We start from the raw sequence: 21,415 nt of genomic DNA on the forward strand, positions 1-21,415 counted from the left end.
GGCGACAGAACCGCGCCACGGCCTGAGATGAACGGGTACTTCATCGGTATCGACGTCGGCACCGGCAGCGCACGCGCCGGCATCTTCGACCCGGCCGGGCGCATGCTCGCGACGGCGAAGCGCGACATCGCGCTCTATCGCGACGGCCCCGATCTCGCCGAGCAGTCGAGTGCGGATATCTGGCAGGCCGTCTGCGCGAGCGTGCACGAAGCAATGGCCGAGGCCGGGCTCACGCCGGACGGTATCGCCGGGATCGGCTTCGACGCGACCTGCTCGCTCGTCGTGCTCGGACCGGGCGGCAAACCTCTTCCAGTCGGACCGCATGGCGATGCCAGCCGCGACATCATCGTCTGGATGGACCACCGCGCCATCGCTCAGGCCGAGCGCATCAATGCGGCCGGTCATCCCGTGCTCGCCTATGTCGGCGGCACGATTTCGCCGGAGATGCAGACGCCGAAGCTGCTCTGGCTCAAGGAGAACCTGCGCGCGACCTATGACGCCGCCTGGCAATTCCTGGACCTGCCGGATTTTCTGACCTGGCGCGCCACCGGCTCGCTGGTGCGTTCGACCTGCACGGTCACCTGCAAATGGACCTATCTAGCCCATGAAGGGCGCTGGGACCCGAGTTACTTCCGGCGGATCGGCCTCGGCGACCTTGCCGATGACGGCTTTGACCGGATCGGCACAGAGATCGTTCCGGGCGGCACCGCACTCGGGCAGGGCCTGTCCGAACAGGCGGCCTCTGAGCTTGGCCTGAATCCCGGCACGGCCGTCGCGGCCGGCCTGATCGACGCCCATGCCGGCGGCGTCGGTTCGGTCGGCGTGCGCTCGTCACATGGCACGGCGCTGACCCGCATGGCCTATGTCTTCGGCACCTCGGCTTGCACCATGGCCAGCAGCCGCGAGCCGATCTTCATCCCCGGCATCTGGGGCCCGTATTTCTCGGCGATGGTGCCGGGCCTCTGGCTCAGCGAGGGCGGGCAATCCGGCGCAGGCGCCGCCATCGAGCAGCTGATCGGCTTCCACCCGGCCGCGCCCGAGGCGCAGCGCCTTGCCAAGGCCGAAGGTCTCTCGCTCCCCGATTGGCTCGCGGCACAAGCGGCCCGGCATGCCGCCTCTCCTTCGGAGGCGGCCCGCCTCGCCGGCGAGATCATCGTCGTGCCCGATTTCCTCGGCAATCGCTCGCCCCATGCCGATCCGCAGGCGCGCGCCGTGATCGCCGGGCTCGGCATGGCGCGCGATCTCGACGATCTCGTCGCGCTCTATGTCGCGGGCCTCACCGGCATCGGTTACGGCCTGCGAGAGATCATCGAGGCGAGCCGCGCCAAGGGCGCCATATTCGAGGCGATCGTGCTCAGCGGGGGCGCCGGCCGCCATCCCCTGATCCGGCAAGTCCTGGCGGATTGCGCCGGGCTGCCATTGCTGGCGCCCGATGATGTCGATCCCGTCCTGCTCGGCTCGGCCATGCTCGCTGCAACCGCCGCGAAAGTCTTTCCCGACCTCGGCGCGGCCATGACCGGAATGGCGCCGGGGGCCGCCATCTTCATGCCCGCTGCTGGCGACATCGCCAAACGGCACGCGAGCCGCCTCGCCGCTTTCGAGGCGCTGCAAACCGCGGCCCGTACAGCGCGCGAACTCATGCAGACCGCCCGGATTCATGCCTCGCCGGAGACCACGACGTGACCCACGACCTGACCGGAAAGACCGCCGCGATCACCGGCGCCGCCTCGGGGATCGGCCTCGCCTGCGCGAAGCGCCTGCTCTCCGCCGGAGCCCGCGTCGTCCTGATCGATCGCGACAGCGAGGTGCTGGCGCGGGCCTGCGCGCCGCTTGGCGCCAATGCCATCCCGCTCGTCATCGACCTGACTGATCCCGCCTCCATCGCTGGCATGCTGCCTGCGATCCTCGACAGGGCCGGCCCGCTCGACATCTTCCATGCCAATGCCGGTTCCTATGTCGGCGGCCCGGTCAGCGAGGGCGATCCCGACGCCTGGGACCGGATGCTGAGCCTCAATATCAACGCCGTCTTCCGCAGTATCCATGCCGTGCTGCCGCATATGATCAACAGAAAGACCGGCGACATCCTCGTCACCAGCTCGGTCGCCGGCGTCGTCCCCGTGGTCTGGGAGCCCATCTACACCGCCTCGAAACATGCGGTTCAGGCCTTCGTGCATACCTTGCGCCGGCAGGTCATCCCGCATGGCCTGCGCGTCGGCGCCGTCCTGCCCGGCCCGGTCGTGACCGCCCTGATCGCCGACTGGCCGCAGGAGAAGCTCGATGCCGAGCGCGCCCGCGGCGGCCTGATCGAGGCGGAGGAGGTGGCGGAGGCCGTGCATTTCATGCTGACCCGCCCGCGCAACGTCACCATCCGCGACCTCGTGATCCTGCCGCAAAGCACGGACCTCTAGCCGCCACCGCTTCGAAAACGCCAAGAGAAGTCAATTTCGGCGACAGGCGGGTTCGCTTGCGTCCTGTTCGCCAGGGGAGTTTCGATCGCCATGTCCCGAGCCGTCTTCCTTCACGCCGCCGGCGATGCGCGCGTCGCGCCGTTCAATCTTCGCGAGGGCGCGGCGGGCGAGACCCTGCTCGATGTCGCCGCCGTCGGGCTCTGCGGCAGCGACCTGCACTATTACAAGGATGGCGGCATCGGCTCGGCCGTGATCGCGGAACCCTTCGTGCCCGGCCACGAGTTCAGCGGCTGGCTGACCGAGGATCTGCCGGAACTCGGCCTGGAGCGCGGCGCCCTCGTCGCGGTCGATCCCAACCAGGCCTGCGGCCATTGCGAGCATTGTCGCAACGGGCACCCCAATCTCTGCCCCGAGGTCGTCTTCATCGGCGCGCCCCCGCATGACGGCGCCATGACCGAGCGCATCTGGGTGCCGAAATCGCAGATCGTCGCGGTGCCGCAGGACTTCTCGCCAAGCGAGGCGGTGATGCTCGAGCCGCTCGGCGTCGCGATCCATGCCGTCGATCTCGCCAAGCCGCGCCTGCTCGAACGCGTGGCGCTGATCGGCTGCGGGCCGATCGGCCTGCTGATCCTGCAGGTGCTGCGCACGGCCGGCGTCGGCGAGATCCTCGCTTGCGATCCGCAGCCGCATCGCCGCGAACTGGCCCTCAGGCTGGGCGCCAGCAAGGCCGGCGCCAGCGTCGCCGACATCGCCGAATGGACGAAGGGCGAGGGTCTGCCATTGGTGATCGAGGCGACCAACGCTCCCGAAGGCTTCCGCGACGCCATCCGCGCCGCCCGCATCGGCGGGCGCGTCGTGCTGGTCGGCATTCCCGACGGCGACAGCTATGTGATCCCGGCGGCGGAAGCCCGCCGGCGTGGGCTGAACATCAAGTTCTCGCGCCGGATGGGTCATGTCTATCCGCGCGCGATCGAGCTGGTGGCGCAAGGCAAGGTCGATGTCGAGGCGGTCGTGAGCCATCGCTTCCCGCTCGCTGACGGGCCGGCCGCCTTCCGCCGCCACGCCGACAACGAGGCCGGCATGGTCAAGAGCATGATCTATCCGGGCGGCCTGCCCGAAGATCGCCGCTGAACCGCAAGCAGGAGCGGATGTGAGCTTCATCGGCATCGATCTCGGAACCTCCTCGGTCAAGGCCGTGCTGGTCGATGAGCGGCAGCGCATCCTCGCCACGGCGGCGCGGGAACTCACGGTCACGCGCCCTGCGCCGCTCCGGTCGGAGCAGGCTCCGGCGGACTGGGTCGCGGCAACGCTGGAAGTCCTGTGCAGCTTGAAGGATGCGGCCCCGGAGGCCTTCCGACGCTGCATCGGCATCGGCCTCTCCGGGCAGATGCATGGCGCGGTGCTGCTGGATGAGCGCGACGAGCCGCTGCGCCCCTGCATCCTCTGGAACGACGGCCGCGCTGCAGCCGAATGCATCGAGATCGAGGCGAACGAGCCGGAATCCCGCGCGATCACCGGCAACATGGCCATGCCCGGCTTCACCGCGCCCAAGCTGCTCTGGGTACGCAGACACGAACCCGACATCTTCCGCCGCACCCGCAAGGTCCTTCTGCCGAAAGCCTATCTCCGGCTCGTCCTCACGGGCGAAGCGCTAGAAGAGATGTCCGACGCTTCCGGCACGCTCTGGCTCGATACCGGCCGCCGCGACTGGTCCGACCGGATGCTGGCCGCGACCGGGCTTGATCGCAGCCAGATGCCCGCGCTCGTCGAAGGCTCGCAGCCTGCCGGCCGCATGCGCCCCGAACTCGCCCGCGAACTCGGCTTCGACGCTCCGCCGCTTTTCGCGGGAGGCGCGGGCGACAATGCCGCCGGAGCGGTCGGGCTGGGCACGGTCGATCCCGGCAGCAGCTTCCTGTCGCTCGGCACTTCGGGCGTCCTGTGGCGCACGACGGCGGGCTTCGAGCCGCGCGCCGGCAACGCCGTGCACGCCTTCTGCCATGCCCTGCCCGGCCGCTGGCATCAGATGTCGGTGCACCTTTCAGCCGCGGCGAGCCTAAGCTGGTGGTCTTCCATCTCCGGGCAATCCGAAGCGGCTCTTCTGGGCGAGCCGGGCGCGCAAATCGACCGCCCCTCGCCGGCCCTCTTCACGCCCTATCTCTCCGGCGAGCGCACGCCGCATAACGATCCGCAATTGCGCGGCGGCTTCCTCAGTCTCGGCCACGATACGGATCGCAAGGCGATGACCCAGGCCGTGCTGGAGGGCGTCGCCTTTGCATTCCGAGATGGCAAGGAAGCATTGGAGGCCGGGACATCGCCGATCGGTGAGACCATGGCCATAGGCGGGGGCGCGCGCTCGGATGCGTGGCTCGCGATCCTCGCCGACGTCCTGAACCTGCCGCTGCGGCGCTATCGCCAGGCCGAAGCCGGGGCGGCCTTCGGCGCCGCGCGTCTCGCCCGCCTCGCCTGCACCGGCGAAAACCCGGAAGCGATCTGCACACCGCCTTCGGGCGAGGCCGATATCTTCACGCCGCACCCTGACAGGGCGGCGGCCTATGCCGAGCGCCACGCCCTCTGGCGTCGCGCTGCGGAGGTCAGTCGCGCGCTGCACTGACCGAGGCGAAGTTTGACAGACGACCGGGCGAATGCTCTTCATGTGAGCATTCGTTCAAATCGACTGTTGCCCGATGCTCACTTCACGCCAGCCCTTCGACCTCGTCATCCTCGACTGCGACGGCGTGCTCGTCGACAGCGAAACCATCAGCTGCCAGACCCTGGTCGATATTCTCTCGCCTTTCGACGAGAGCTATGATCTGGAGACGGTCATGCGCCGCTATCTCGGGCGGCCCGCCAGCGCAGTCATCGAGGATTACGAGAGAATGACCGGTCGCCCGGCCTCGGCAGACTTCACGCAGGACTGGCGAGCTCAGCTGTTCGCTTCCTTCAGGAGCGATCTCCAGCCGGTCAACGGCGTCCGCGAGGCCGTCGAATCCTTCGCCAGCGATTATTGCGTGGCGTCGTCCAGCGACGAGGAGCGCATCGAAATCTGCCTGCGCAAGGCCGCACTCTGGGACCTGTTCGAGGGCCGGATCTTCAGCACAACACGCGTGAAGCGCGGCAAGCCGGCGCCCGACCTCTTCCTGCTGGCAGCAAGCGAGCGCGGCATCGCGCCCGAGCGATGCCTGGTGATCGAGGACAGCGTCAGCGGCGTGACCGCGGCGAAAGCGGCGGGCATGACGGCCTATGGCCTCGCCGCAGGCAGCCATTTCGCCGTGCTCGACCAGCGCCAGGCGCTTCTGACAGCCGGAGCCGACCGGCTTTTCGAGTCCTGGCGGGAGCTTGCGCTCGCGCCAGTTCCCCACTGAGATCGCGATGGCCGAGAACGACAGCACCCGCCTCGACGACGCCGCCCGGGCCGGCTGGCTCTATTACATCGCCGGGCGCACGCAGGACGATATCGCGCAGATCCTGAACATCTCGCGCCCGGCGGCGCAGCGCCTCGTCTCGCTTTGCCGCAGCGAAGGCCTGATCAGCTTCAGGATGAACCATCCGATCAGCACCTGCATGGACCTCGCAGCTAGGCTGCGCGACCGTTTCGAGCTGCTGCATTGCGATGTCGCCCCTTCCGACGGCTCGCCAGACACGGGAGCAGCCGGCGTCGCCGCGCTCGGCGGAGTGCTGATCGAGCGCTGGCTGCGCTCGCGCAAGTCGCTGGTCATGGCGCTCGGCACCGGCCGCTCGATGCGCGCCAGCATCGAGCGCGTGCCCTCGATGTCCTGCCCGTTGCACCGGCTGGTTTCACTGGTCGGCACCATCTCACCCGATGGTTCGGCCAGCCCGTTCGACACGCTGGTGAAGCTCGCCGAGATCACCAAGGCCCAGCATTTCCCCATGCCGCTGCCGCTCTATGTCTCGAGCCCGGAGGAGCGCGCCCAGCTCGTCGAGATCGAGTCGATCCGGCGCATCCGCACTATTGCCGGCGAGGCCGATCTTTGGGTCATGGGCATCAGCCAGATCGGCGAGGACGCCGTACTCTATCGCGACGGCTTCATGAATCGCAGCGAATTGCTCGACATGGTCCGCCACGGCGCCGTCGGCGAAGTGACCGGCTGGGTCTTCGACGCCGAAGGCCGCTTCCTCGATCGCGGCACCAACCTGCGCGTCACCAGCGTGCCACCGGAGCCGGGCAGCAGCCGCCTGCGCATCTGCATCGGCCAGGGCCCGGCCAAGGTCCTGCCGCTGCGCGCCGCCCTGACCGGCAAGATCATCAATGGCCTCGTCACCGACGAGGATACCGCTCGCGCCCTGCTCGCGGACTGACCCCACCCATCACCTCATTCATCCGCCCCATGCGCGAGCGATTGCGTGTGGCTGTCATGCGGCCGTCACCAACGGTTGACATAACAAGCCAGTGTGCGAGCATATGCTTCAACAAAGAGCATATGCTCGCAGAAGACGGATGAGGGAGGCTTTGACATGCGACCTTTCTATGGTGCTTTGGCGGGCGCAGGCGCCCTGCTGCTGACGGGGATGTCCGCCGTGCAGGCGGCAACCGAAATCGAACTCTGGCACGCGATGAGCGGCGCGCTCGGCGAGCGCGTCGACGAGGTCGTCAAGAAGTTCAACGACTCGCAGAAGGACTACGTCGTCAAGTCGATCGCCAAGGGCACCTATGACGAGGTGCTGAACGGCACGATCGCGGCCTATCGCGCCAAGCGCCAGCCCGAGATCGTGCAGTCGAACGAGCGCTCCTTCCTGACCATGGTCAATTCCGGCGCCATCGTCCCGACGAACGAGTTGATGGCCGAGCAGGGCATGCCGCTCGACACCTCGAAATTCATAGCGCCGGTGGTCAGCTACTTCGCCATCAACGGCAAGCTCCAGGCGATGCCGTTCAACTCCTCGACGCCGATCCTGTTCTACAACCGCGACCATTTCAAAGCCGCCGGTTTCGACAAGCCCGGCGCGACCTGGCAGGAGCTTGAGCCGCAGCTCGACGCGATCAAGGCCAAGGGCGTCTCCAAATGCGCCATGGTGCTCCCCGGCGATTACGAGTGGAGCTTCCTCGAGAACTACAGCGCCGTGAACGACATCCCGTACGCGACCAAGCGCAACGGCATGGACGGGCTCGACACCAGCTTCGTCTTCAACAAGGGCAGGCTCGTCGGCCAGGTCGAGCGGATGAAGCGCCTCGTCTCGTCGGGCGTGATGCAGCTCGCCGGCCAGGGCATCATCCCGATCCAGCTCTTCACCTCCGGCGAATGCTCGACGATCATCGCCTCGACCGCTTCGCATGCCGCCGTGGTCGCGGCCGCGAAGTTCGACTGGAGCGCGCGAGAAATCCCCTATGAGCAGGGCGTCACGCCGAAGAACAGCGTCATCGGCGGCGCCGCGCTCTGGACCCTGAAGGGCCATACGCCGGAGAAGTACAAGGCCGTTGCCGCCTTCTACGACTTCCTCGCCAAGACCGACACGCAGGTCTGGTGGCACCAGGCGACGGGCTATGTCCCGGTCACGACCGCCGCCTATGATGCCGCCAAGGCGCAGGGCTATTACCAGAAGAACCCGACCCGCGAGATCGCCGTGATCCAGCTGATGCGCGGCACGCCCAGCGACAATTCCTTGGGCTTCCGCATCGGCAACAGCAACCAGATCAATGTCGCCATCATGGAAGAGGTCTCAGCCGCCTTCCTGGGCCGCAAGCCGGTGCAGCAGGCGCTCGACGATGCCGTCTCGCGCGGCAACGAGGCGCTGCGCCGCTACGAGCAGCTCAATGCTGGCAAGAAATAAGCCGGCAAGCATTCCGGCGGCGGCTGGCGGGGGCGGTCCACGCCTCCGCTCGCCGCTGCGGCGCCTTTTCGTGAAGGGCGCCAGCGACGGCCAGTCGGAAAGCGGACTGAAGCGCGCGCATTTCAAGGAATGGCGCCTGCCCTTCTGGCTGCTGGCGCCGCAGCTCTTCATCCTGCTGTTGTTCTTCTTCATCCCCTCGATCAGGGCGCTGATCCAGGCTTTCCAGTTGACCGATCCGTTCGGCGCCACGACCCAGTGGGTCGGCTTTCAGAATTTCGAACGGCTCTTCCGCAGCAACGTCTACTGGTCCTCGGCGCAGGTCACGCTGATCTTCACGATCGCGCAGAACGTGCTGACCCTGTCGCTGGCACTGCTGCTTGCCTTTGCTTCGAACCACATCCTGCGCGGCCGCGGCGCCTATCGCACCGTGCTGCTGCTGCCCTACGCCATCGCTCCCGCGATCGCCGGCATCATGCTCGCCTTCCTGTTCAACCCCCGCGTCGGCCCCGTCGCCCATATGCTGCAGGGGATGGGGCTGGACTGGGATCCGAACCGCAATTCCTGGCATGCGCTCGCGCTGGTCGTGATGGCCGCCTCCTGGAAGCACATCTGCTACAACTACATCTTCCTCGTCGCCGCGCTGATGTCGGTGCCGCAGTCGATCCTCGAATCCGCCTATTTGGATGGCGCCGGGCCGATCCAGCGCTTCCTGCGCATCTCGCTGCCGATGATCGCGCCGACGCTGTTCTTCCTGATCGTGATCAACTTCGTCTACGGGCTGTTCGAGACCTTCGCCATCGTCGATGCGACCACGCGCGGCGGCCCGGCCGGCGCCACCTCGATCCTCGTCTACAAGGTTTATCAGGACGGCTTCGTCACGCTCGACCTTGGCTCGTCCGCCGCGCAATCCGTCGTGCTGATGGCGCTCGCCCTGCTCCTGACCTTCGCGCAGTTCCGCTTCGTGGAGCGCCGCGTGAACTACAGCGTGTAGATCGATGAACGAGCGCACCCCCGTCATCGACGCCCTCTGTCACCTCATCCTGCTGGTGGGTGCGGCGCTCGTCTGCCTGCCCATCTATTTCGTCTTCGTCACCGGCTCGCTCACGCAGCAGGAGATCATGCGCGTGCCGATGTCCTGGCTGCCGGGTAGCCAGTTCTTCGCGAACATGCAGACAGTGCTGAGCAACGCCAATTTCGGCCGGCTGCTGCTCAACTCCTTCATCATCGCCACCGGCATCACCATCGGAAAGCTCGCGGTCTCGGTGATCGCGGCCTTCGCCGTCACCTATTTCCGCTTCCCCTTCCGGATGACGGCCTTCTGGCTGATCTTCATGTCGCTGATGCTGCCGATCGAGGTGCGCATCGTGCCGACTTATGAATCTGCCGCGAATGTCGCGCTACCGCTGAACATTCTCGGCTCCTGGCTCGGCATCAAGGCGCTGGTCGATCTCGACTGGAACCTGGTCAATACCTATTCCGGCCTGATCCTGCCGCTGATCGCCTCGGCGACCGCGACCTTCCTCTTCCGCCAGTTCTTCCTCACCATCCCCGACGAACTCTGCGAGGCCGCGCGCATTGACGGCGCAACGCCCTGGCAGTTCTTCCGGCTGATCCTGCTGCCGCTCTCGCGCTCGAACATCGTGGCGCTGGCGATCATTCTCTTCCTGATGGGCTGGAACCAGTATCTCTGGCCGCTCCTGCTCACCACCGAGCCCGCCATGGCCAATGCCGTGATCGGCCTGAAGAAGCTGATGCCGCAGAGTGACTCGCTGCCGACCTGGCATCTCCTGATGAACGCGGCCTTCCTGACGATGCTGCCGCCGACCATCGTCATCCTCATCCTCCAGCGCTGGTTCGTGAAGGGGCTGGTGGATAGCGGCAAATAACCGCCAACAGGCAAGCAGGGCTTTTCGACATGCGGATCATCGGTCATCGCGGCGCGCGCAACATCTGGGCGGAGAACAGCCTCAGCGGCTTCCGCAACGTCTGCGCTCTCGGCGTCGACGCCGTCGAACTCGACGTGCATCTCTCCAGCGACGGCGAGATCATGGTAATCCACGACCCGCTGCTCGACCGCACGACCGATCACAAGGGGCCGGTCGCGCATCTCGCGTGCGCGGCGCTCGCCAAGGTGACGCTCGACGATACGCTGGGCGAGACGATCCCGACCTTGCCGGAGGTGCTCGACGTCTTCGGCCCGACCGGGATCGAGCTTGAGATCGAGATGAAGATGGATGCCTTCGGCAATCCCTATCCCGGCCTGCTCGACAAGGTCATCGCGCTGGTCGAGGCCCGCAAGATGGCCTCGCGCGTCGTGCTGACCTGCTTCGTGCCGGAGGTGATCGAGGAGATCCGGGCGAAGGCGCCGCATATGCGCCGGCTCGCCTCGGTCGATCGCCGCTCCTGCGAGGCCTTCGGCGGGGTTGATCGCACCTTGCAGCGCTTCGTCGATCTCGGCTGCATCATCGCCGTCGAGCAGTCGCTGCTGCGGCTCTGCGTCGACCGCGCCGTCGGCATCGTCGGGCGCGACAAGCTCGGCGCCTGGGTTCCGAACACGGTGCGCGATCTTGACTTCTGGTTGGGCCAGCCGATCGCGCAGATCACCAGCGACCGCCCTGACCTTGCCTTGATGCTGCGCGCCGCACGGAAGGCCTGAACCATGGCGGTGCGCCTGTCCCGCGCGACACTCGGGCAGTTGGGGCCTTCGGTCGGCATCCCCGGCTATCGACGGGACGACCTGAGTCCCGGCATCGTCCATATCGGCGTCGGTAATTTCCATCGCGCCCATCAAGCCGCTTATCTCGACGAACTCTTCGAGCGCGGACTGGACCATGACTGGGCGATCATCGGCACGGGCGTGCGTGAGAGCGACGCCGAGATGGGCCGCGACCTTGCCGCGCAGGACTTCCTGACCACTGTGGTGACGCAGGAAGCCGGGAGTTCTCAGGCACGCGTCACCGGCGCGATGATCGATTTCGTCCCCCCGGGCGATACGGCCGCGATCATCGCGCGCCTTGTCGATCCCCATACGCGGATCGCCTCGCTGACCGTCACCGAAGGCGGCTACTATATCGACCCGGCGACACAGGCTTTCGATCCCAGCCATCCCGATATCGTCACCGATGCGGTGGACCGCCTCGCCGCCCCGAAGACGGCGTTCGGCCTGATCGCCGCCGGCCTCCTCAGGCGCCGCGCCGCCGGCCTGCCTCCCTTCACGGTGATGTCCTGCGACAACCTGCCGGGCAACGGCCATGTCACGGCAGATGCCGTCGCCGGGCTGGTCGATCTTATCGACCGGAACGACGCTAGCTGGATCCGCGACAGCGTCGCCTTTCCGAACGGCATGGTCGATCGCATCACCCCCGCGACCTCGGAGCGCGAACGCCAGTCATTGCGCGAGGATTTCGGCATCGCGGACAGCCGCCCGGTCTTCTGCGAGGGTTTCCGGCAATGGGTGCTGGAGGATCATTTTCCGGCCGGCCGACCGCGCCTCGAAGAGGTCGGCGTGCAGTTCGTCGCCGATGTCGCGCCCTTCGAACTGATGAAGATCCGCATCCTCAATGGCGGCCATGCGGCGATCGCCTACCCCGCAGGCCTGCTCGACATCCATTTCGTCCATGAGGCGATGCAGGACACCCAGATCGCTCGCTTCCTCTCGGCCCTGCTCGACGACGAGGTCATCCCCGTCGTCCCGCCAGTGCCGGATACCGATCTGGCCGACTACAAGCGGACCATCGGGCGGCGCTTCGCCAATCCGAAGATCGGCGACACCATCCGCCGGCTTTGCCTCGACGGCTCGAACCGCCAGCCGAAATTCATCTTGCCGACGCTGCGCGATGCCTTGCAGGCAGGCAGACCGATCGAGGGGCTCGCGCTGGTAAGCGCCCTGTGGTGCCGCTACTGCTACGGCGAGACGGAAAGCCGGCAAATCATCCAGCCTAATGACCCGAACTGGCCACGCTTGACCGAGCAGGCCCGGCTCGCGCGGAACGCTCCCGAGGCCTGGCTCGCGATGCAGGACATCTATGGCGATCTCGGGCAGGACGAGCGTTTCAGGAGCGCTTTTACCGAGGCGCTCCAACGGCTCTGGCAGTCGGGAACCCGCGCGAGCCTCGACCATTACATGGCTTCACGCAGCTCCTGACTGGGAGCAGATACCCGCGACCTCATCTCATCGAAAGCGCAGGCAAAGGGCGCTAGGCTACATCGTGACCATGCGCGACCGCGCGAAACTCGACATATCGGCGGCGCGCTTCGGCGGTGTTTGGCAAACCGGTTTCGCGTAGCCAAGCCAGGAATTCGGCCGGCTTGATTGTCACGATCTCCAGCGCACGCCCGCGCGCGAGCCAGATGTTCATCACCGCGACCGCGTTGCGATGCCAGGCCTCGTAATCAGACGGCATCTCCTCCCGGTCATGCGCGAGCTCCCAGAGCTGGGAGAAATCCTCCCGCTCGTACCACGGCATCGCAACCGTATACGCCTCGACAGTAGGCTTCACAGTGAGGCCGATCGTCCGCGCGCGGCGCGGAAACTGAGAATGCTAACCGCCCAATCGGGGATAGTCAGCTTGCATTGAGTAGGCGCTGGGCAACACAGGAAGTCAATGCGACACGCAGCACGACCATCCGGCAGAGGCGCAACGAAGCGCGCCCCTATTCGAACAGATCGGGATAGCTCGCTTCGGTCTTCGGCAAGGCTCGCAGGATCTCAGTCAGGTGGTGGCGCATGGCGGCCTCGGCCTCGGCCGCATCGCTCGCATCGATCGCCGCCATGATCCGCCGGTGCTGCTGGACCAGCGGCAGCATCGCCTCCGGCCCCGGCAAGGTCAGCTGACAGACCCGGTCCATATGCGCCTTGATGTCCCGGATCGCCTCCCAGGCGAGCGGCATGCCGACGCCTTCCGTCAGCTCGACATGGAAGAGCTCGTCATAGCGCTGGAAGGAGGCGTGATCGTCGCGTGCGGCCGCCTTGTCCTGCATGTCGAGAAGGTCGCCGATCCGCTGCCGGCTCTGGGCGGCGAAGGACTGGCAGGCCTGCCGGACGATCGCGACCTCCACCGCCTCTCGCACGAAGCGCGATTCCATCATCTTGCGCACCGAGAACTTGACCACGACCGTGCCGCGCTGCGGCTGGATGTCGACGAGCCGCGTCTTGGCGAGCGCGATCAGCGCCTCGCGCACCGGCTGGCGCGAGACGCCGTATTTCAACGCGATCTCCTGCTCCGACAGGCGCGTGCCCGGCGGCAATTCGAGCGCGATGATCGCCCGGCGCAGCTCGGCTTCGACACGCCCGGCCGCCGAAGCGCCCGAGACGAGGGCGGGTGACGCCAACGAAAGGCTCAAGTCAAAAACCTCCACAGCCTGTTGCGTACCATACCACAACATACTACCATACAATCACTGCCGCAACCGAGACGGGGGCGGACAGCAAGCTTAAGTTCGGGGCGCCACCAAACAAGCCGGGAAACGGCAGCGCGCCCGAAAACACGGGAGAACGCACCATGACCGCACGCCGCACATTCCTTGCCTATACCGCAGCGCTCGCCTTCTCGGCCGCTGCCGCGACCTCGGCGCTGGCCCAGAGCGTGACGCTACGCTCGGCCGATATCCACCCGACCGACTACCCGACCGTCGAAGCCGTCCGCTATCTCGGCAAGCTGCTCGAGGAACGCACGCAAGGCCGCGTCAAGATCAACGTCTTCCACTCGGCCCAGCTCGGCCAGGAGAAGGATACGATCGACCAGACCCGCTTCGGCGTCATCGACATCAACCGCATCAACATGGCGCCGTTCAACAACCTGATCCCGGCGACCAACATCCCCTCCCTGCCCTTCATCTTCCGCTCGGTCGACCATATGCGGAAGGCGATGGACGGGCAGATCGGCGACAACCTGCTCAAGGAATTCGAGAAGCACGACCTGATCGGGCTCGCCCTCTATGATTCAGGCTCGCGCTCGTTCTACAATTCCAAGCGCCCGATCAACACGCCCGCCGACATGAAGGGCCTGAAGATCCGCGTCCAGCAGTCCGACATGTTCGTCGCGCTGGTCTCGGCGCTCGGCGCCAACGCCACGCCGATGCCCTTTGGCGAGGTCTATTCGGCACTCCAGACTGGCGTCATCGACGGCGCCGAGAACAACTGGCCGTCCTATGAATCGACCCGCCATTTCGAGGTCTCCAAGTTCTATTCGGTGACCGAGCACTCGCTCTCGCCGGAAGCGCTGGTGATGTCGAAGAAGAGCTTCGAGAAGTTCAACGCGGCCGATCAGGCGATCATCAAGGCCGCCGCGAAGGAATCGGTCGCCAAGATGCGCGAGCTCTGGGATGCGCGCGAGAAGGCCTCAGAAGCCAAGGTCAAGGCCGGCGGCGCCCAAATCAACCAGGTCGACAAGAAGCCCTTCATCGACGCGATGAAGCCGGTCTACGACAAGTTCGTCACCGACCCGAAGCTGAAGGACATGGTCGCCGCCATCCAGGCGGTGAACTGAGTCTCGTCCAGGCGGGGCTGCCCATCATGGCCGCCCCGCTTCCGGCCCCTTGCCAGCCCGGGCAGATTTCATGCGCGCTTTCACAGCCTTCCTGACTCGTATCGACGCCAAGCTCAGCCTGTTCGCGCTGATCGCCGCCGGAGCCGGCCTCGTCCTGATGACCGTGATGGTCGCCTGGGGCGTGTTCGGTCGTTATGTGCTCAACGACACGCCGATCTGGGTCGAAGCCGGAGCACTCTTCCTGATGTCCTGGTTCATCCTGCTCGGCGCCGCCGTGGGCGTGCGCGAGAGCGACCACCTCGGCTTCGAGGTCGGGCTGGTAATGTCGCCGCCGCCCCTGCGCGCCGCGCTGATCGTCATCGGCGAGGCCCTGGTCTGCGCCTTCGGCCTCGCCATGCTCGGCTATGGCTGGCAGCTCGCCGCCGGCACCTGGGCCGACCGCATGCCGATCATCGGCATCTCGCGTGGCTGGGACTATGTCCCGATCGCGGCAGGCGGCGCGCTGATCGCGCTGTTCGCGCTGGAAAAGCTCCTGCTCTTCATCACCGGCGAGCAGCAGGCGCCTCTCGGCTTCGTCCATTTCGGCGAAAGCCAGGAGGCCTGAACCATGGAACTCTGGATTCTCTTCGGCGTCTTCACGCTCCTGCTGCTGATCGGCGTGCCGGTCGCCTTCTGCCTCGGCATCGCCTCGGTCGCGACCGTCGCTTATATGGGGCTGCCGCCGGTCGTCGTTTTCCAGCAGATGAATTCCGGCATGAACGCCTTCGCCATGATGGCGATCCCGTTCTTCATCTATGCCGGCGACCTGATGATCCGTGGCGGTATCGCCGAGCGGCTGATCCAGATGGCGGCGAGCCTCGTCGGCCATCTGCGCGGCGGTCTCGGCCAGGTCAATGTCGTGACCTGCACGCTCTTCGGCGGCATTTCCGGCTCGGCCGTGGCCGATGCTTCCGCCGTCGGCGGCCTGATGATCCCGCAGATGAAGAAGCGTGGCTATGACACCGACTACGCCGTCAACGTCACCGCGAACGCGGCGATCATCGCGCTCCTGATCCCGCCTTCGCACAACATGATCATCTATTCGCTCTCGGCGGGCGGCAATCTCTCGATCGCGGACCTGTTCACCGCCGGCATCGTGCCGGGCCTCATGCTCTGCGCCGCGCTGATGGTCGCTGCCTGGGCCGTAGCGGTGAAGCGCGGCTATCCGCGCGAGCCTTTCCCCGGCTTCGCCATCGTCGGACGCTATGTCGTGCTGGCGCTGCCAGGCATCCTCCTGATCGGCATCATCTTCGGCGGCGTCCGCTCCGGCGTCTTCACCGCGACGGAATCCTCCTGCGTCGCCGTCGTCTACGCCATCCTCGTCACCATCCTCGTCTATCGCCAGCTCACCTGGACGGCCTTCGTCGAGGCCACGCTGGGGGCCGTGCGCACCACGGCGATGGTGCTGCTGGTGATCGGCACGGCCGGCGCATTCGGCTGGCTGATGGCCTTCCTGCAGGTGCCGCAGGCGACCATCGCCGCGATGAAGGCGGTCTCGGACAACCCCATCGTCATCCTGCTGATGATCAACCTGATCCTGCTGGTGCTCGGCACCTTCATGGACATGGCGCCGATGATCATCATCTGCACGCCGATCTTCCTGCCGGTGGTGAAGGCCTTCGGCGTCGATCCGATCCATTTCGGCGTGATCCTGATCCTCAACGCCGGCATCGGCCTCAACACCCCGCCGGTCGGCTCGGTGCAGTTCGTCGCCTGCGCCATCGGCCGCATCTCCATCGGCGAGTCCATGCGCACGATCTGGCCGTTCTACGGCGCCAGCGTCGCCGTGCTCCTGCTCGTCACCTATGTGCCCGGCCTGTCGCTCTGGCTGCCGCGCCTGTTTCACTGAAGGACCGATCATGACCATCGAGATTCGCCAGGTTTCGCACCCCGAGGCCGTCAAGGGCTTCGACACGGCGGAGCTGCGGCGCCACTTCCTGATCGAAACGCTGTTCACTCCCGGCGAGGTCAGGCTGACCTACAGCCATCTCGACCGCGTCATCGTCGGCGGCGCCATGCCGACGGCAAGCGCGATCGTGCTGCCGACGCCAAAGGCGGTCGGCACCGACGCCTTCCTGAAGCGTCGCGAGCTCGGCATCGTCAGTGTCGGCGGCCCCGGCAAGGTCTCGGTCGGCGGCAAGGATTACGCGCTCGCCAAGCGCGACGCGCTCTATGTCGGCAAGGAAGCCGGCGAGGTTTCCTTCGCCAGCGACGATGCGTCAAACCCGGCCAAGTTCTACCTGCTCTCGACCCCGGCCCACGCCATGCACCCGACCAAGGTGATCCGTGAGTCAGACGCCAAGACGCTGGCGCTCGGCGAGCAGGCGACCGCCAACAAGCGCGTCATCCGCCAGTACATCATCCCCGGCGTCTGCGAGACCTGCCAGCTCGTGATGGGCGTGACCACGCTGGAAGAGGGCAGCATCTGGAACACCATGCCCTCGCATGTCCATGACCGGCGCTGCGAGATCTATCTCTATTTCGACGTCCCTGCCGATGCGCGCGTCTTCCACCTGATGGGCGAGCCGCAGGAGACCCGACACCTCGTCGTCGCCAACGAACAGGCGCTCCTTTCGCCGGGCTGGTCGATCCATTCCGGCGTCGGGACGAAGGCCTATTCCTTCATCTGGGGCATGGGCGGCGACAATGTCGACTATACCGACATGGACATGGTCGCGACCGGGGACCTGCGTTGATGTCCTCAGCCTTTGATCTGAGCGGCCGGACCGCGATCGTCACCGGAGCCAATACGGGCCTCGGTCAGGCGATCGCGGTCGCGCTCGCCGAGGCTGGCGCCGGCATCGTCGCGGTCGGCCGCTCCAGCATGGCCGAGACCAAGGCGCTGGTCGCCGAGACCGGCAAGCCCTTCTATGAGATCGCCGCCGATCTCGCGACGCTGGAGCCGATCACGCGCATCGTGGAGGAAGCCGACGCCGCCGCGAAGGCCGAGGGCTCGCGGCTCGACATCCTCGTCAACAATGCCGGCATCATCCGCCGCGCCGACGCGATCGATTTCACCGAAGCCGATTGGGACGCGGTGATGGACGTGAACTTGAAATCGACCTTCTTCCTGACGCAAGGCGTGGCCAAGCGCATGCTCGCCGACGGCAAGGGTGGCAAGGTCATCAACATCGCCTCGCTGCTCTCCTTCCAGGGCGGCATCCGCATCCCCTCCTACACCGCATCGAAGAGCGGGCTTGCCGGACTGACGCGGCTGCTCGCCTGCGAATGGGCGGGCAGGGGCATCAACGTCAACGCGATCGCGCCGGGCTATTTCGTCACCAACAACACCGAGGCCCTGCGGGCCGATCCCGAGCGCAACGCCGCGATCCTCGCCCGCATTCCGGCCGGCCACTGGGGCAATCCACAGGAGCTCGGCGGGGCTGCCGTATTCCTCGCCTCGGACGCCGCCGCCTATATCCACGGCGTCGTGCTGCCGGTCGATGGCGGCTGGCTCGCGCGCTGAGAAAGAACCGACATGGACCGCAAGAACGAGCCCTTCGCCCATGATGCCGACCTCGCCTGGGAGCCGGCCGGCGACGGCGTGACGCGCAAGATCCTGACCTATCGCGACGAGGTAATGATGGTGCGGGTGCGCTTCGAGGCCGGTGCGATCGGCCCGGCCCACAGCCATCCGCATATCCAGTGCTCTCTGGTCGAAAGCGGCGTCTTCGACATCACCATCGCCGGCCACACGAACCGCCTTGTCGCCGGCGACAGCTTCACCGTGCCGCCCGATGCGATCCACGGCGCGGTCAATATCGAGGCCGGCGTGCTCGTGGATGTCTTCACGCCGATGCGTCGCGACTTCGTGGCTTCTACCTAGTTCGTCGTCCGCAGGACGGAGAACGCCGCCTTTCGGCCCGGCGCGATCCGGCCATGGCTGCCGGAGAGGCCGAGATAGGCGGCCGGCACTGTGCTCGCCATCGCCAGGGCCTCGGCGAGGGTCGCGCCGCCAAGGCGATGCGCGTTCAGGATCGCCGTGTTCATGTCGAGATGGGCACCGGCCAAACGGCCCTCGACATTGACGAGGCGCCCGTCGCTGACGCGAATCGTCTCGCCGAACAGTTCGAAAGCGTCGCGCGGCGAGCCGATCGTCGCCATGGCGTCGGTGACCAGCATCATCCGCTCCGGCCCAATCGCACGGAACGCCGCCTGGAACGACGGCCAGGCGACATGATGGCCATCCGCGATGATACCGGCGGAAAGCCCGTCATCCGACATCGCGGAGCCGACCACACCCGGCTCGCGCGAACCGAGTTGCGACATGGCGTTGAACAGATGCGTCACGCCGGAGAGACCCTCCGCACGGGCCCGCGCCATCTCCGCCGCGGTGGCGTTGCTGTGACCGGCACAGACCTTGACGCCGCTATCGACCAGCGCGCGGATGAAGCCGCTCGGCACGCATTCAGGCGCGAGCGTCACCAGCGTCACGCCGCTGGGCCCGAGCGATGCCAGAAGGTCGATATCGGACGGCTCCGGCCGCAGCATGTTGGCGAGCGGATGAGCGCCGTTGCGCTGCGGATTGATGAAGGGGCCTTCGATGTGGATGCCGAGCGCGCCGGGCACGCCCTGCGCGATCGCCTCGCGGGCCGCGGCAATCGCCCGGGCGATGTCAGGACGGGTCGCGCTGATCAGCGTCGGCAGCAGGAAGCGCGTGCCGAAGCGGGCATGGGCCTCACAGATCGTGGCGATGCCCTCGGCCGACAGGCTGTCGTTCAGCATCACGCCGCCGCCGCCATTGACCTGGATATCGATGAATCCCGGCGCCAGGACGGCATCCTCCGGCAGCTCCTCGATCACGCAACCGGGCGCGGCATCGCCGGGAAGGATCGCGCTGACGACACCGTCCTCGGCGACGACGATCCGGTCCGTTTGAATCGCCGTCCCATCGAACAGGCGCCGCGCATGCCAGGCCTGCCGCCGCTCCGAAAGCGTCATGGTTGCGGCCCCATGGCTTCGCCCTTCAGCGTGGCAACGAAGTCGTAGCGGTCCCCGCGATAGGCGGAGACCGTGAACTCGACCGGCTTGCCATTGCCGAGGAAGGCGCGTCGCTCGATCCGCAGCAGGGCGCTGCCGGCGGGCACGCCGAGATGTTTCGCTTCTTCGGCTGTCGCAAGGCCGGCATGGATGCGCTGCACGCCATGGGCCGGCGCCGCGCCCCGCTCCGCCAGCGCGGCATAGAGCGAGGTGCCGATCAGGTCCGGTGAGGGCAGGATCGTCGCCGGCACGACCGCGCATTCGATCGCGAGCGGCTCGCCATCGGCCGTCCGGACGCGGGTCAGGCGCACGACGCTATCGCCGGGGCCTAAGCCCAGTGCCATCGATTCCTGCGGCTTCGGCCTCGTCAGCTCCTTCGACAGCCAGATCGAGCCCGGCCGCCCGCCACGGTTCTCGATATCGGCCGAGAAGCTCGCCAGCACCGAGAGCGGCTGCTCGATACGCGAGGCGACGAAGGTGCCTGAGCCATGCCGGCGCGAGAGCGTGCCGCTGCGGATGAGCTCGTCGATCGCGTTGCGCACGGTGACACGGGCATAGCCGGTGAGCTGCGCCAGATCGCGCTCGGACGGAACCGCATCGCCCGGCTGGAAGACATCGCTCTCGATCAGGCGCGACAGGGCACCGGCGAGCCTGAGATAGCGCGGTGTCGGGTCGTCGCCGGCCAGCGCCTGCAGGATCGCCTGCTGCTTGGCCGTCATCGCCTCCGGCGCGGGCCCACGCACAGCACGTCCGGACCCGGCCTCGCTCACGGCACCGCCTTGGGCCGAACCGGCGCCTCCGCCGCCGACCCGGAACCGAGATCGACGAGCGCGAGGCGTAGATTGCCGCGATGGCGCGTTAGCAGGGTTTCAGCCTGGGCAGTATCGGCGCCGCTGGCCAGCAAGGCCGCCCGCTTCACGTCGCCGCGAGCGCGGTCGAGATGCCGGGCTGCCGCCTCGATGCCGCAACCGGTGATCATGTCGACCATCTCGGCGGCTCGGTGCCTGAGCTTGGCGTTGGTGGCCCGCATATGGACCATCAATCCGCGATAGACACGGCCCAGCCGGATCATCAGCAGGGTCGAGAACAGGTTGAGCACGATCTTCTGCGCCGTGCCCGCCTTCATCCGCGTCGAGCCGGCAACGACCTCCTCGCCGGTTTCGATGAGGATGCCGAGATCGGCGGTGCGCAGCAGGGCCGAGCCGCGATTATTGGCGACGCCGAGCGTCAACGCACCGCGCGCCTTCGCCTCGCCGATCGCCGCGAGCGTATAGGGCGTGCGGCCGCTGGCGGCGAGGCCGATGACGACGTCGTTCGCGCCGATATTCGCGCGGCGCATCGCCTCGGTGCCGTCATCGACCGAATCCTCGGCATTCTCGACCGCGTGCAGGATCGCCTCATCGCCGCCCGCGATGGCGAAGCCGAGGCGCTCTTCCGGCCAGTCGAAGGTCGGTGTCAGTTCCGCGCCGTCCTGCACGCCGATGCGCCCGGAGGTGCCGGCGCCGGCATAGATCAGGCGCCCGCCCGCCTCGAGCCGCGGCACCGCGGCAGCAACGGCCTCGGCGATCGCCGGCAATGAGGTCGCGATCGCCGCGACAGCCGCGAGTTGCCCCTCGTAGAGCGCCTTCAGGATATCGAGATCGCCCCAGGCATCGAGATCCTGAAAGCGCGCGCTGACATCTTCGGTCGCCATGAACAGCCTCTTGTGACCAG

At 66.7% G+C, this 21,415-nt stretch carries 22 protein-coding genes; 17 read left to right on the plus strand and 5 right to left on the minus strand.

The genetic code is table 11. The annotated features are described in order from the left end of the window. Positions 1-27: 27 nt before the first annotated feature. The 11 genes from NUV79_RS09005 (at position 28) to NUV79_RS09055 (ending at position 12,339) form a co-directional block, all read left to right on the plus strand. Complete coding sequence (locus NUV79_RS09005) at positions 28-1,683, plus strand: FGGY-family carbohydrate kinase (RefSeq protein ID WP_257732738.1); 1,656 nt, start codon at positions 28-30, stop codon at positions 1,681-1,683. Continuing rightward, positions 1,680-2,408: an SDR family oxidoreductase gene (locus tag NUV79_RS09010; RefSeq protein WP_257732739.1), complete on the plus strand. Its 729-nt coding sequence runs from the start codon at positions 1,680-1,682 to the stop codon at positions 2,406-2,408. The genes NUV79_RS09005 and NUV79_RS09010 overlap by 4 nt, the downstream gene beginning before the upstream one ends. A 90-nt stretch (positions 2,409-2,498) precedes the next feature. Beyond that, positions 2,499-3,539 carry a zinc-dependent alcohol dehydrogenase gene (locus NUV79_RS09015; RefSeq protein WP_257732740.1) on the plus strand — a complete coding sequence of 347 codons (1,041 nt, stop codon included), beginning with the start codon at positions 2,499-2,501 and terminating at the stop codon, positions 3,537-3,539. Between the two features lie 19 nt (positions 3,540-3,558). Then, on the plus strand, positions 3,559-5,019 hold the full coding sequence (gene xylB, locus NUV79_RS09020) for a xylulokinase (protein ID WP_257732741.1): 1,461 nt from the start codon (positions 3,559-3,561) through the stop codon (positions 5,017-5,019). A gap of 73 nt (positions 5,020-5,092) precedes the next feature. After that, positions 5,093-5,770 carry an HAD family hydrolase gene (locus NUV79_RS09025; protein ID WP_257732742.1) on the plus strand — a complete coding sequence of 226 codons (678 nt, stop codon included), beginning with the start codon at positions 5,093-5,095 and terminating at the stop codon, positions 5,768-5,770. 7 nt (positions 5,771-5,777) lie between these two features. After that, on the plus strand, positions 5,778-6,725 hold the full coding sequence (locus NUV79_RS09030) for a sugar-binding transcriptional regulator (RefSeq protein WP_257732743.1): 948 nt from the start codon (positions 5,778-5,780) through the stop codon (positions 6,723-6,725). Between the two features lie 156 nt (positions 6,726-6,881). Then, a complete protein-coding gene (locus tag NUV79_RS09035) occupies positions 6,882-8,195 on the plus strand; it encodes an extracellular solute-binding protein (protein WP_257732744.1) in 1,314 nt (437 codons plus the stop codon). After that, positions 8,179-9,186 carry an ABC transporter permease subunit gene (locus tag NUV79_RS09040; RefSeq protein ID WP_374679057.1) on the plus strand — a complete coding sequence of 336 codons (1,008 nt, stop codon included), beginning with the start codon at positions 8,179-8,181 and terminating at the stop codon, positions 9,184-9,186. Before NUV79_RS09035 ends, NUV79_RS09040 begins: the two co-directional genes overlap by 17 nt. A gap of 4 nt (positions 9,187-9,190) precedes the next feature. Continuing rightward, entirely contained in the window at positions 9,191-10,081 is an 891-nt protein-coding gene (locus NUV79_RS09045; protein ID WP_257732746.1) for an ABC transporter permease subunit, read from the plus strand. Positions 10,082-10,110: 29 nt separating this feature from the next. After that, positions 10,111-10,851 carry a glycerophosphodiester phosphodiesterase family protein gene (locus NUV79_RS09050; protein ID WP_257732747.1) on the plus strand — a complete coding sequence of 247 codons (741 nt, stop codon included), beginning with the start codon at positions 10,111-10,113 and terminating at the stop codon, positions 10,849-10,851. A gap of 3 nt (positions 10,852-10,854) precedes the next feature. Next, on the plus strand, positions 10,855-12,339 hold the full coding sequence (locus NUV79_RS09055; RefSeq protein ID WP_257732748.1) for a mannitol dehydrogenase family protein: 1,485 nt from the start codon (positions 10,855-10,857) through the stop codon (positions 12,337-12,339). 52 nt (positions 12,340-12,391) lie between these two features. Here NUV79_RS09055 and NUV79_RS09060 read toward each other — a convergent pair whose 3' ends face one another. Both NUV79_RS09060 and NUV79_RS09065 read right to left on the minus strand, forming a co-directional pair. Further along, positions 12,392-12,661, minus strand: a complete 270-nt coding sequence (locus tag NUV79_RS09060) for a hypothetical protein (protein WP_257732749.1) — start codon at positions 12,659-12,661, stop codon at positions 12,392-12,394. A 187-nt stretch (positions 12,662-12,848) separates the two neighbouring features. After that, entirely contained in the window at positions 12,849-13,538 is a 690-nt protein-coding gene (locus NUV79_RS09065) for a GntR family transcriptional regulator (protein WP_374679060.1), read from the minus strand. A gap of 158 nt (positions 13,539-13,696) precedes the next feature. Here NUV79_RS09065 and NUV79_RS09070 point away from each other — a divergent pair, with 158 nt between their 5' ends. The 6 genes from NUV79_RS09070 to NUV79_RS09095 all read left to right on the plus strand — a co-directional run bounded on the left by NUV79_RS09070 (position 13,697) and on the right by NUV79_RS09095 (position 18,548). After that, complete coding sequence (locus NUV79_RS09070; RefSeq protein WP_257732751.1) at positions 13,697-14,683, plus strand: TRAP transporter substrate-binding protein; 987 nt, start codon at positions 13,697-13,699, stop codon at positions 14,681-14,683. 70 nt (positions 14,684-14,753) lie between these two features. Further along, positions 14,754-15,287, plus strand: a complete 534-nt coding sequence (locus NUV79_RS09075) for a TRAP transporter small permease (protein ID WP_257732752.1) — start codon at positions 14,754-14,756, stop codon at positions 15,285-15,287. 3 nt (positions 15,288-15,290) lie between these two features. Further along, positions 15,291-16,571 carry a TRAP transporter large permease gene (locus NUV79_RS09080; RefSeq protein ID WP_257732753.1) on the plus strand — a complete coding sequence of 427 codons (1,281 nt, stop codon included), beginning with the start codon at positions 15,291-15,293 and terminating at the stop codon, positions 16,569-16,571. Between the two features lie 10 nt (positions 16,572-16,581). Then, entirely contained in the window at positions 16,582-17,418 is an 837-nt protein-coding gene (gene kduI, locus NUV79_RS09085; protein WP_257732754.1) for a 5-dehydro-4-deoxy-D-glucuronate isomerase, read from the plus strand. Further along, positions 17,418-18,188 carry a 2-dehydro-3-deoxy-D-gluconate 5-dehydrogenase KduD gene (kduD, locus tag NUV79_RS09090; RefSeq protein ID WP_257732755.1) on the plus strand — a complete coding sequence of 257 codons (771 nt, stop codon included), beginning with the start codon at positions 17,418-17,420 and terminating at the stop codon, positions 18,186-18,188. Before kduI ends, kduD begins: the two co-directional genes overlap by 1 nt. Before the next feature lie 12 nt (positions 18,189-18,200). Then, positions 18,201-18,548 carry a cupin domain-containing protein gene (locus NUV79_RS09095; protein WP_257732756.1) on the plus strand — a complete coding sequence of 116 codons (348 nt, stop codon included), beginning with the start codon at positions 18,201-18,203 and terminating at the stop codon, positions 18,546-18,548. Here the strand turns inward: NUV79_RS09095 and nagA are convergent. The 3 genes from nagA to NUV79_RS09110 are packed head-to-tail and all read right to left on the minus strand — an operon-like array spanning position 18,545 to position 21,395. Continuing rightward, positions 18,545-19,663 (minus strand): N-acetylglucosamine-6-phosphate deacetylase, encoded by a 1,119-nt coding sequence (gene nagA, locus NUV79_RS09100; RefSeq protein WP_257732757.1) that lies wholly within the window; start codon positions 19,661-19,663, stop codon positions 18,545-18,547. The genes NUV79_RS09095 and nagA overlap by 4 nt on opposite strands. Next, complete coding sequence (locus NUV79_RS09105; RefSeq protein ID WP_257732758.1) at positions 19,660-20,421, minus strand: GntR family transcriptional regulator; 762 nt, start codon at positions 20,419-20,421, stop codon at positions 19,660-19,662. The genes nagA and NUV79_RS09105 overlap by 4 nt, the downstream gene beginning before the upstream one ends. 47 nt (positions 20,422-20,468) lie before the next feature. Next, complete coding sequence (locus NUV79_RS09110) at positions 20,469-21,395, minus strand: N-acetylmuramic acid 6-phosphate etherase (protein ID WP_257732759.1); 927 nt, start codon at positions 21,393-21,395, stop codon at positions 20,469-20,471. Positions 21,396-21,415: the final 20 nt, after the last annotated feature.

The sequence above is a fragment of the Allobosea sp. 47.2.35 genome (genome assembly GCF_024655635.1).
Taxonomy (GTDB): domain Bacteria; phylum Pseudomonadota; class Alphaproteobacteria; order Rhizobiales; family Beijerinckiaceae; genus Allobosea.

Coding starts and splice junctions, on each gene's coding strand:
- NUV79_RS09005 (WP_257732738.1), top strand. CDS start 28: ATGAACGGGTACTTCATCGGTATCGACGTCGGCACCGGCAGCGCACGC.
- NUV79_RS09015 (WP_257732740.1), top strand. CDS start 2,499: ATGTCCCGAGCCGTCTTCCTTCACGCCGCCGGCGATGCGCGCGTCGCG.
- NUV79_RS09025 (WP_257732742.1), top strand. CDS start 5,093: ATGCTCACTTCACGCCAGCCCTTCGACCTCGTCATCCTCGACTGCGAC.
- NUV79_RS09030 (WP_257732743.1), top strand. CDS start 5,778: ATGGCCGAGAACGACAGCACCCGCCTCGACGACGCCGCCCGGGCCGGC.
- NUV79_RS09035 (WP_257732744.1), top strand. CDS start 6,882: ATGCGACCTTTCTATGGTGCTTTGGCGGGCGCAGGCGCCCTGCTGCTG.
- NUV79_RS09040 (WP_374679057.1), top strand. CDS start 8,179: ATGCTGGCAAGAAATAAGCCGGCAAGCATTCCGGCGGCGGCTGGCGGG.
- NUV79_RS09045 (WP_257732746.1), top strand. CDS start 9,191: ATGAACGAGCGCACCCCCGTCATCGACGCCCTCTGTCACCTCATCCTG.
- NUV79_RS09050 (WP_257732747.1), top strand. CDS start 10,111: ATGCGGATCATCGGTCATCGCGGCGCGCGCAACATCTGGGCGGAGAAC.
- NUV79_RS09055 (WP_257732748.1), top strand. CDS start 10,855: ATGGCGGTGCGCCTGTCCCGCGCGACACTCGGGCAGTTGGGGCCTTCG.
- NUV79_RS09060 (WP_257732749.1), bottom strand. CDS start 12,661: ATGCCGTGGTACGAGCGGGAGGATTTCTCCCAGCTCTGGGAGCTCGCG.
- NUV79_RS09070 (WP_257732751.1), top strand. CDS start 13,697: ATGACCGCACGCCGCACATTCCTTGCCTATACCGCAGCGCTCGCCTTC.
- NUV79_RS09075 (WP_257732752.1), top strand. CDS start 14,754: ATGCGCGCTTTCACAGCCTTCCTGACTCGTATCGACGCCAAGCTCAGC.
- NUV79_RS09080 (WP_257732753.1), top strand. CDS start 15,291: ATGGAACTCTGGATTCTCTTCGGCGTCTTCACGCTCCTGCTGCTGATC.
- kduI (WP_257732754.1), top strand. CDS start 16,582: ATGACCATCGAGATTCGCCAGGTTTCGCACCCCGAGGCCGTCAAGGGC.
- kduD (WP_257732755.1), top strand. CDS start 17,418: ATGTCCTCAGCCTTTGATCTGAGCGGCCGGACCGCGATCGTCACCGGA.
- NUV79_RS09095 (WP_257732756.1), top strand. CDS start 18,201: ATGGACCGCAAGAACGAGCCCTTCGCCCATGATGCCGACCTCGCCTGG.
- nagA (WP_257732757.1), bottom strand. CDS start 19,663: ATGACGCTTTCGGAGCGGCGGCAGGCCTGGCATGCGCGGCGCCTGTTC.
- NUV79_RS09105 (WP_257732758.1), bottom strand. CDS start 20,421: ATGACGGCCAAGCAGCAGGCGATCCTGCAGGCGCTGGCCGGCGACGAC.
- NUV79_RS09110 (WP_257732759.1), bottom strand. CDS start 21,395: ATGGCGACCGAAGATGTCAGCGCGCGCTTTCAGGATCTCGATGCCTGG.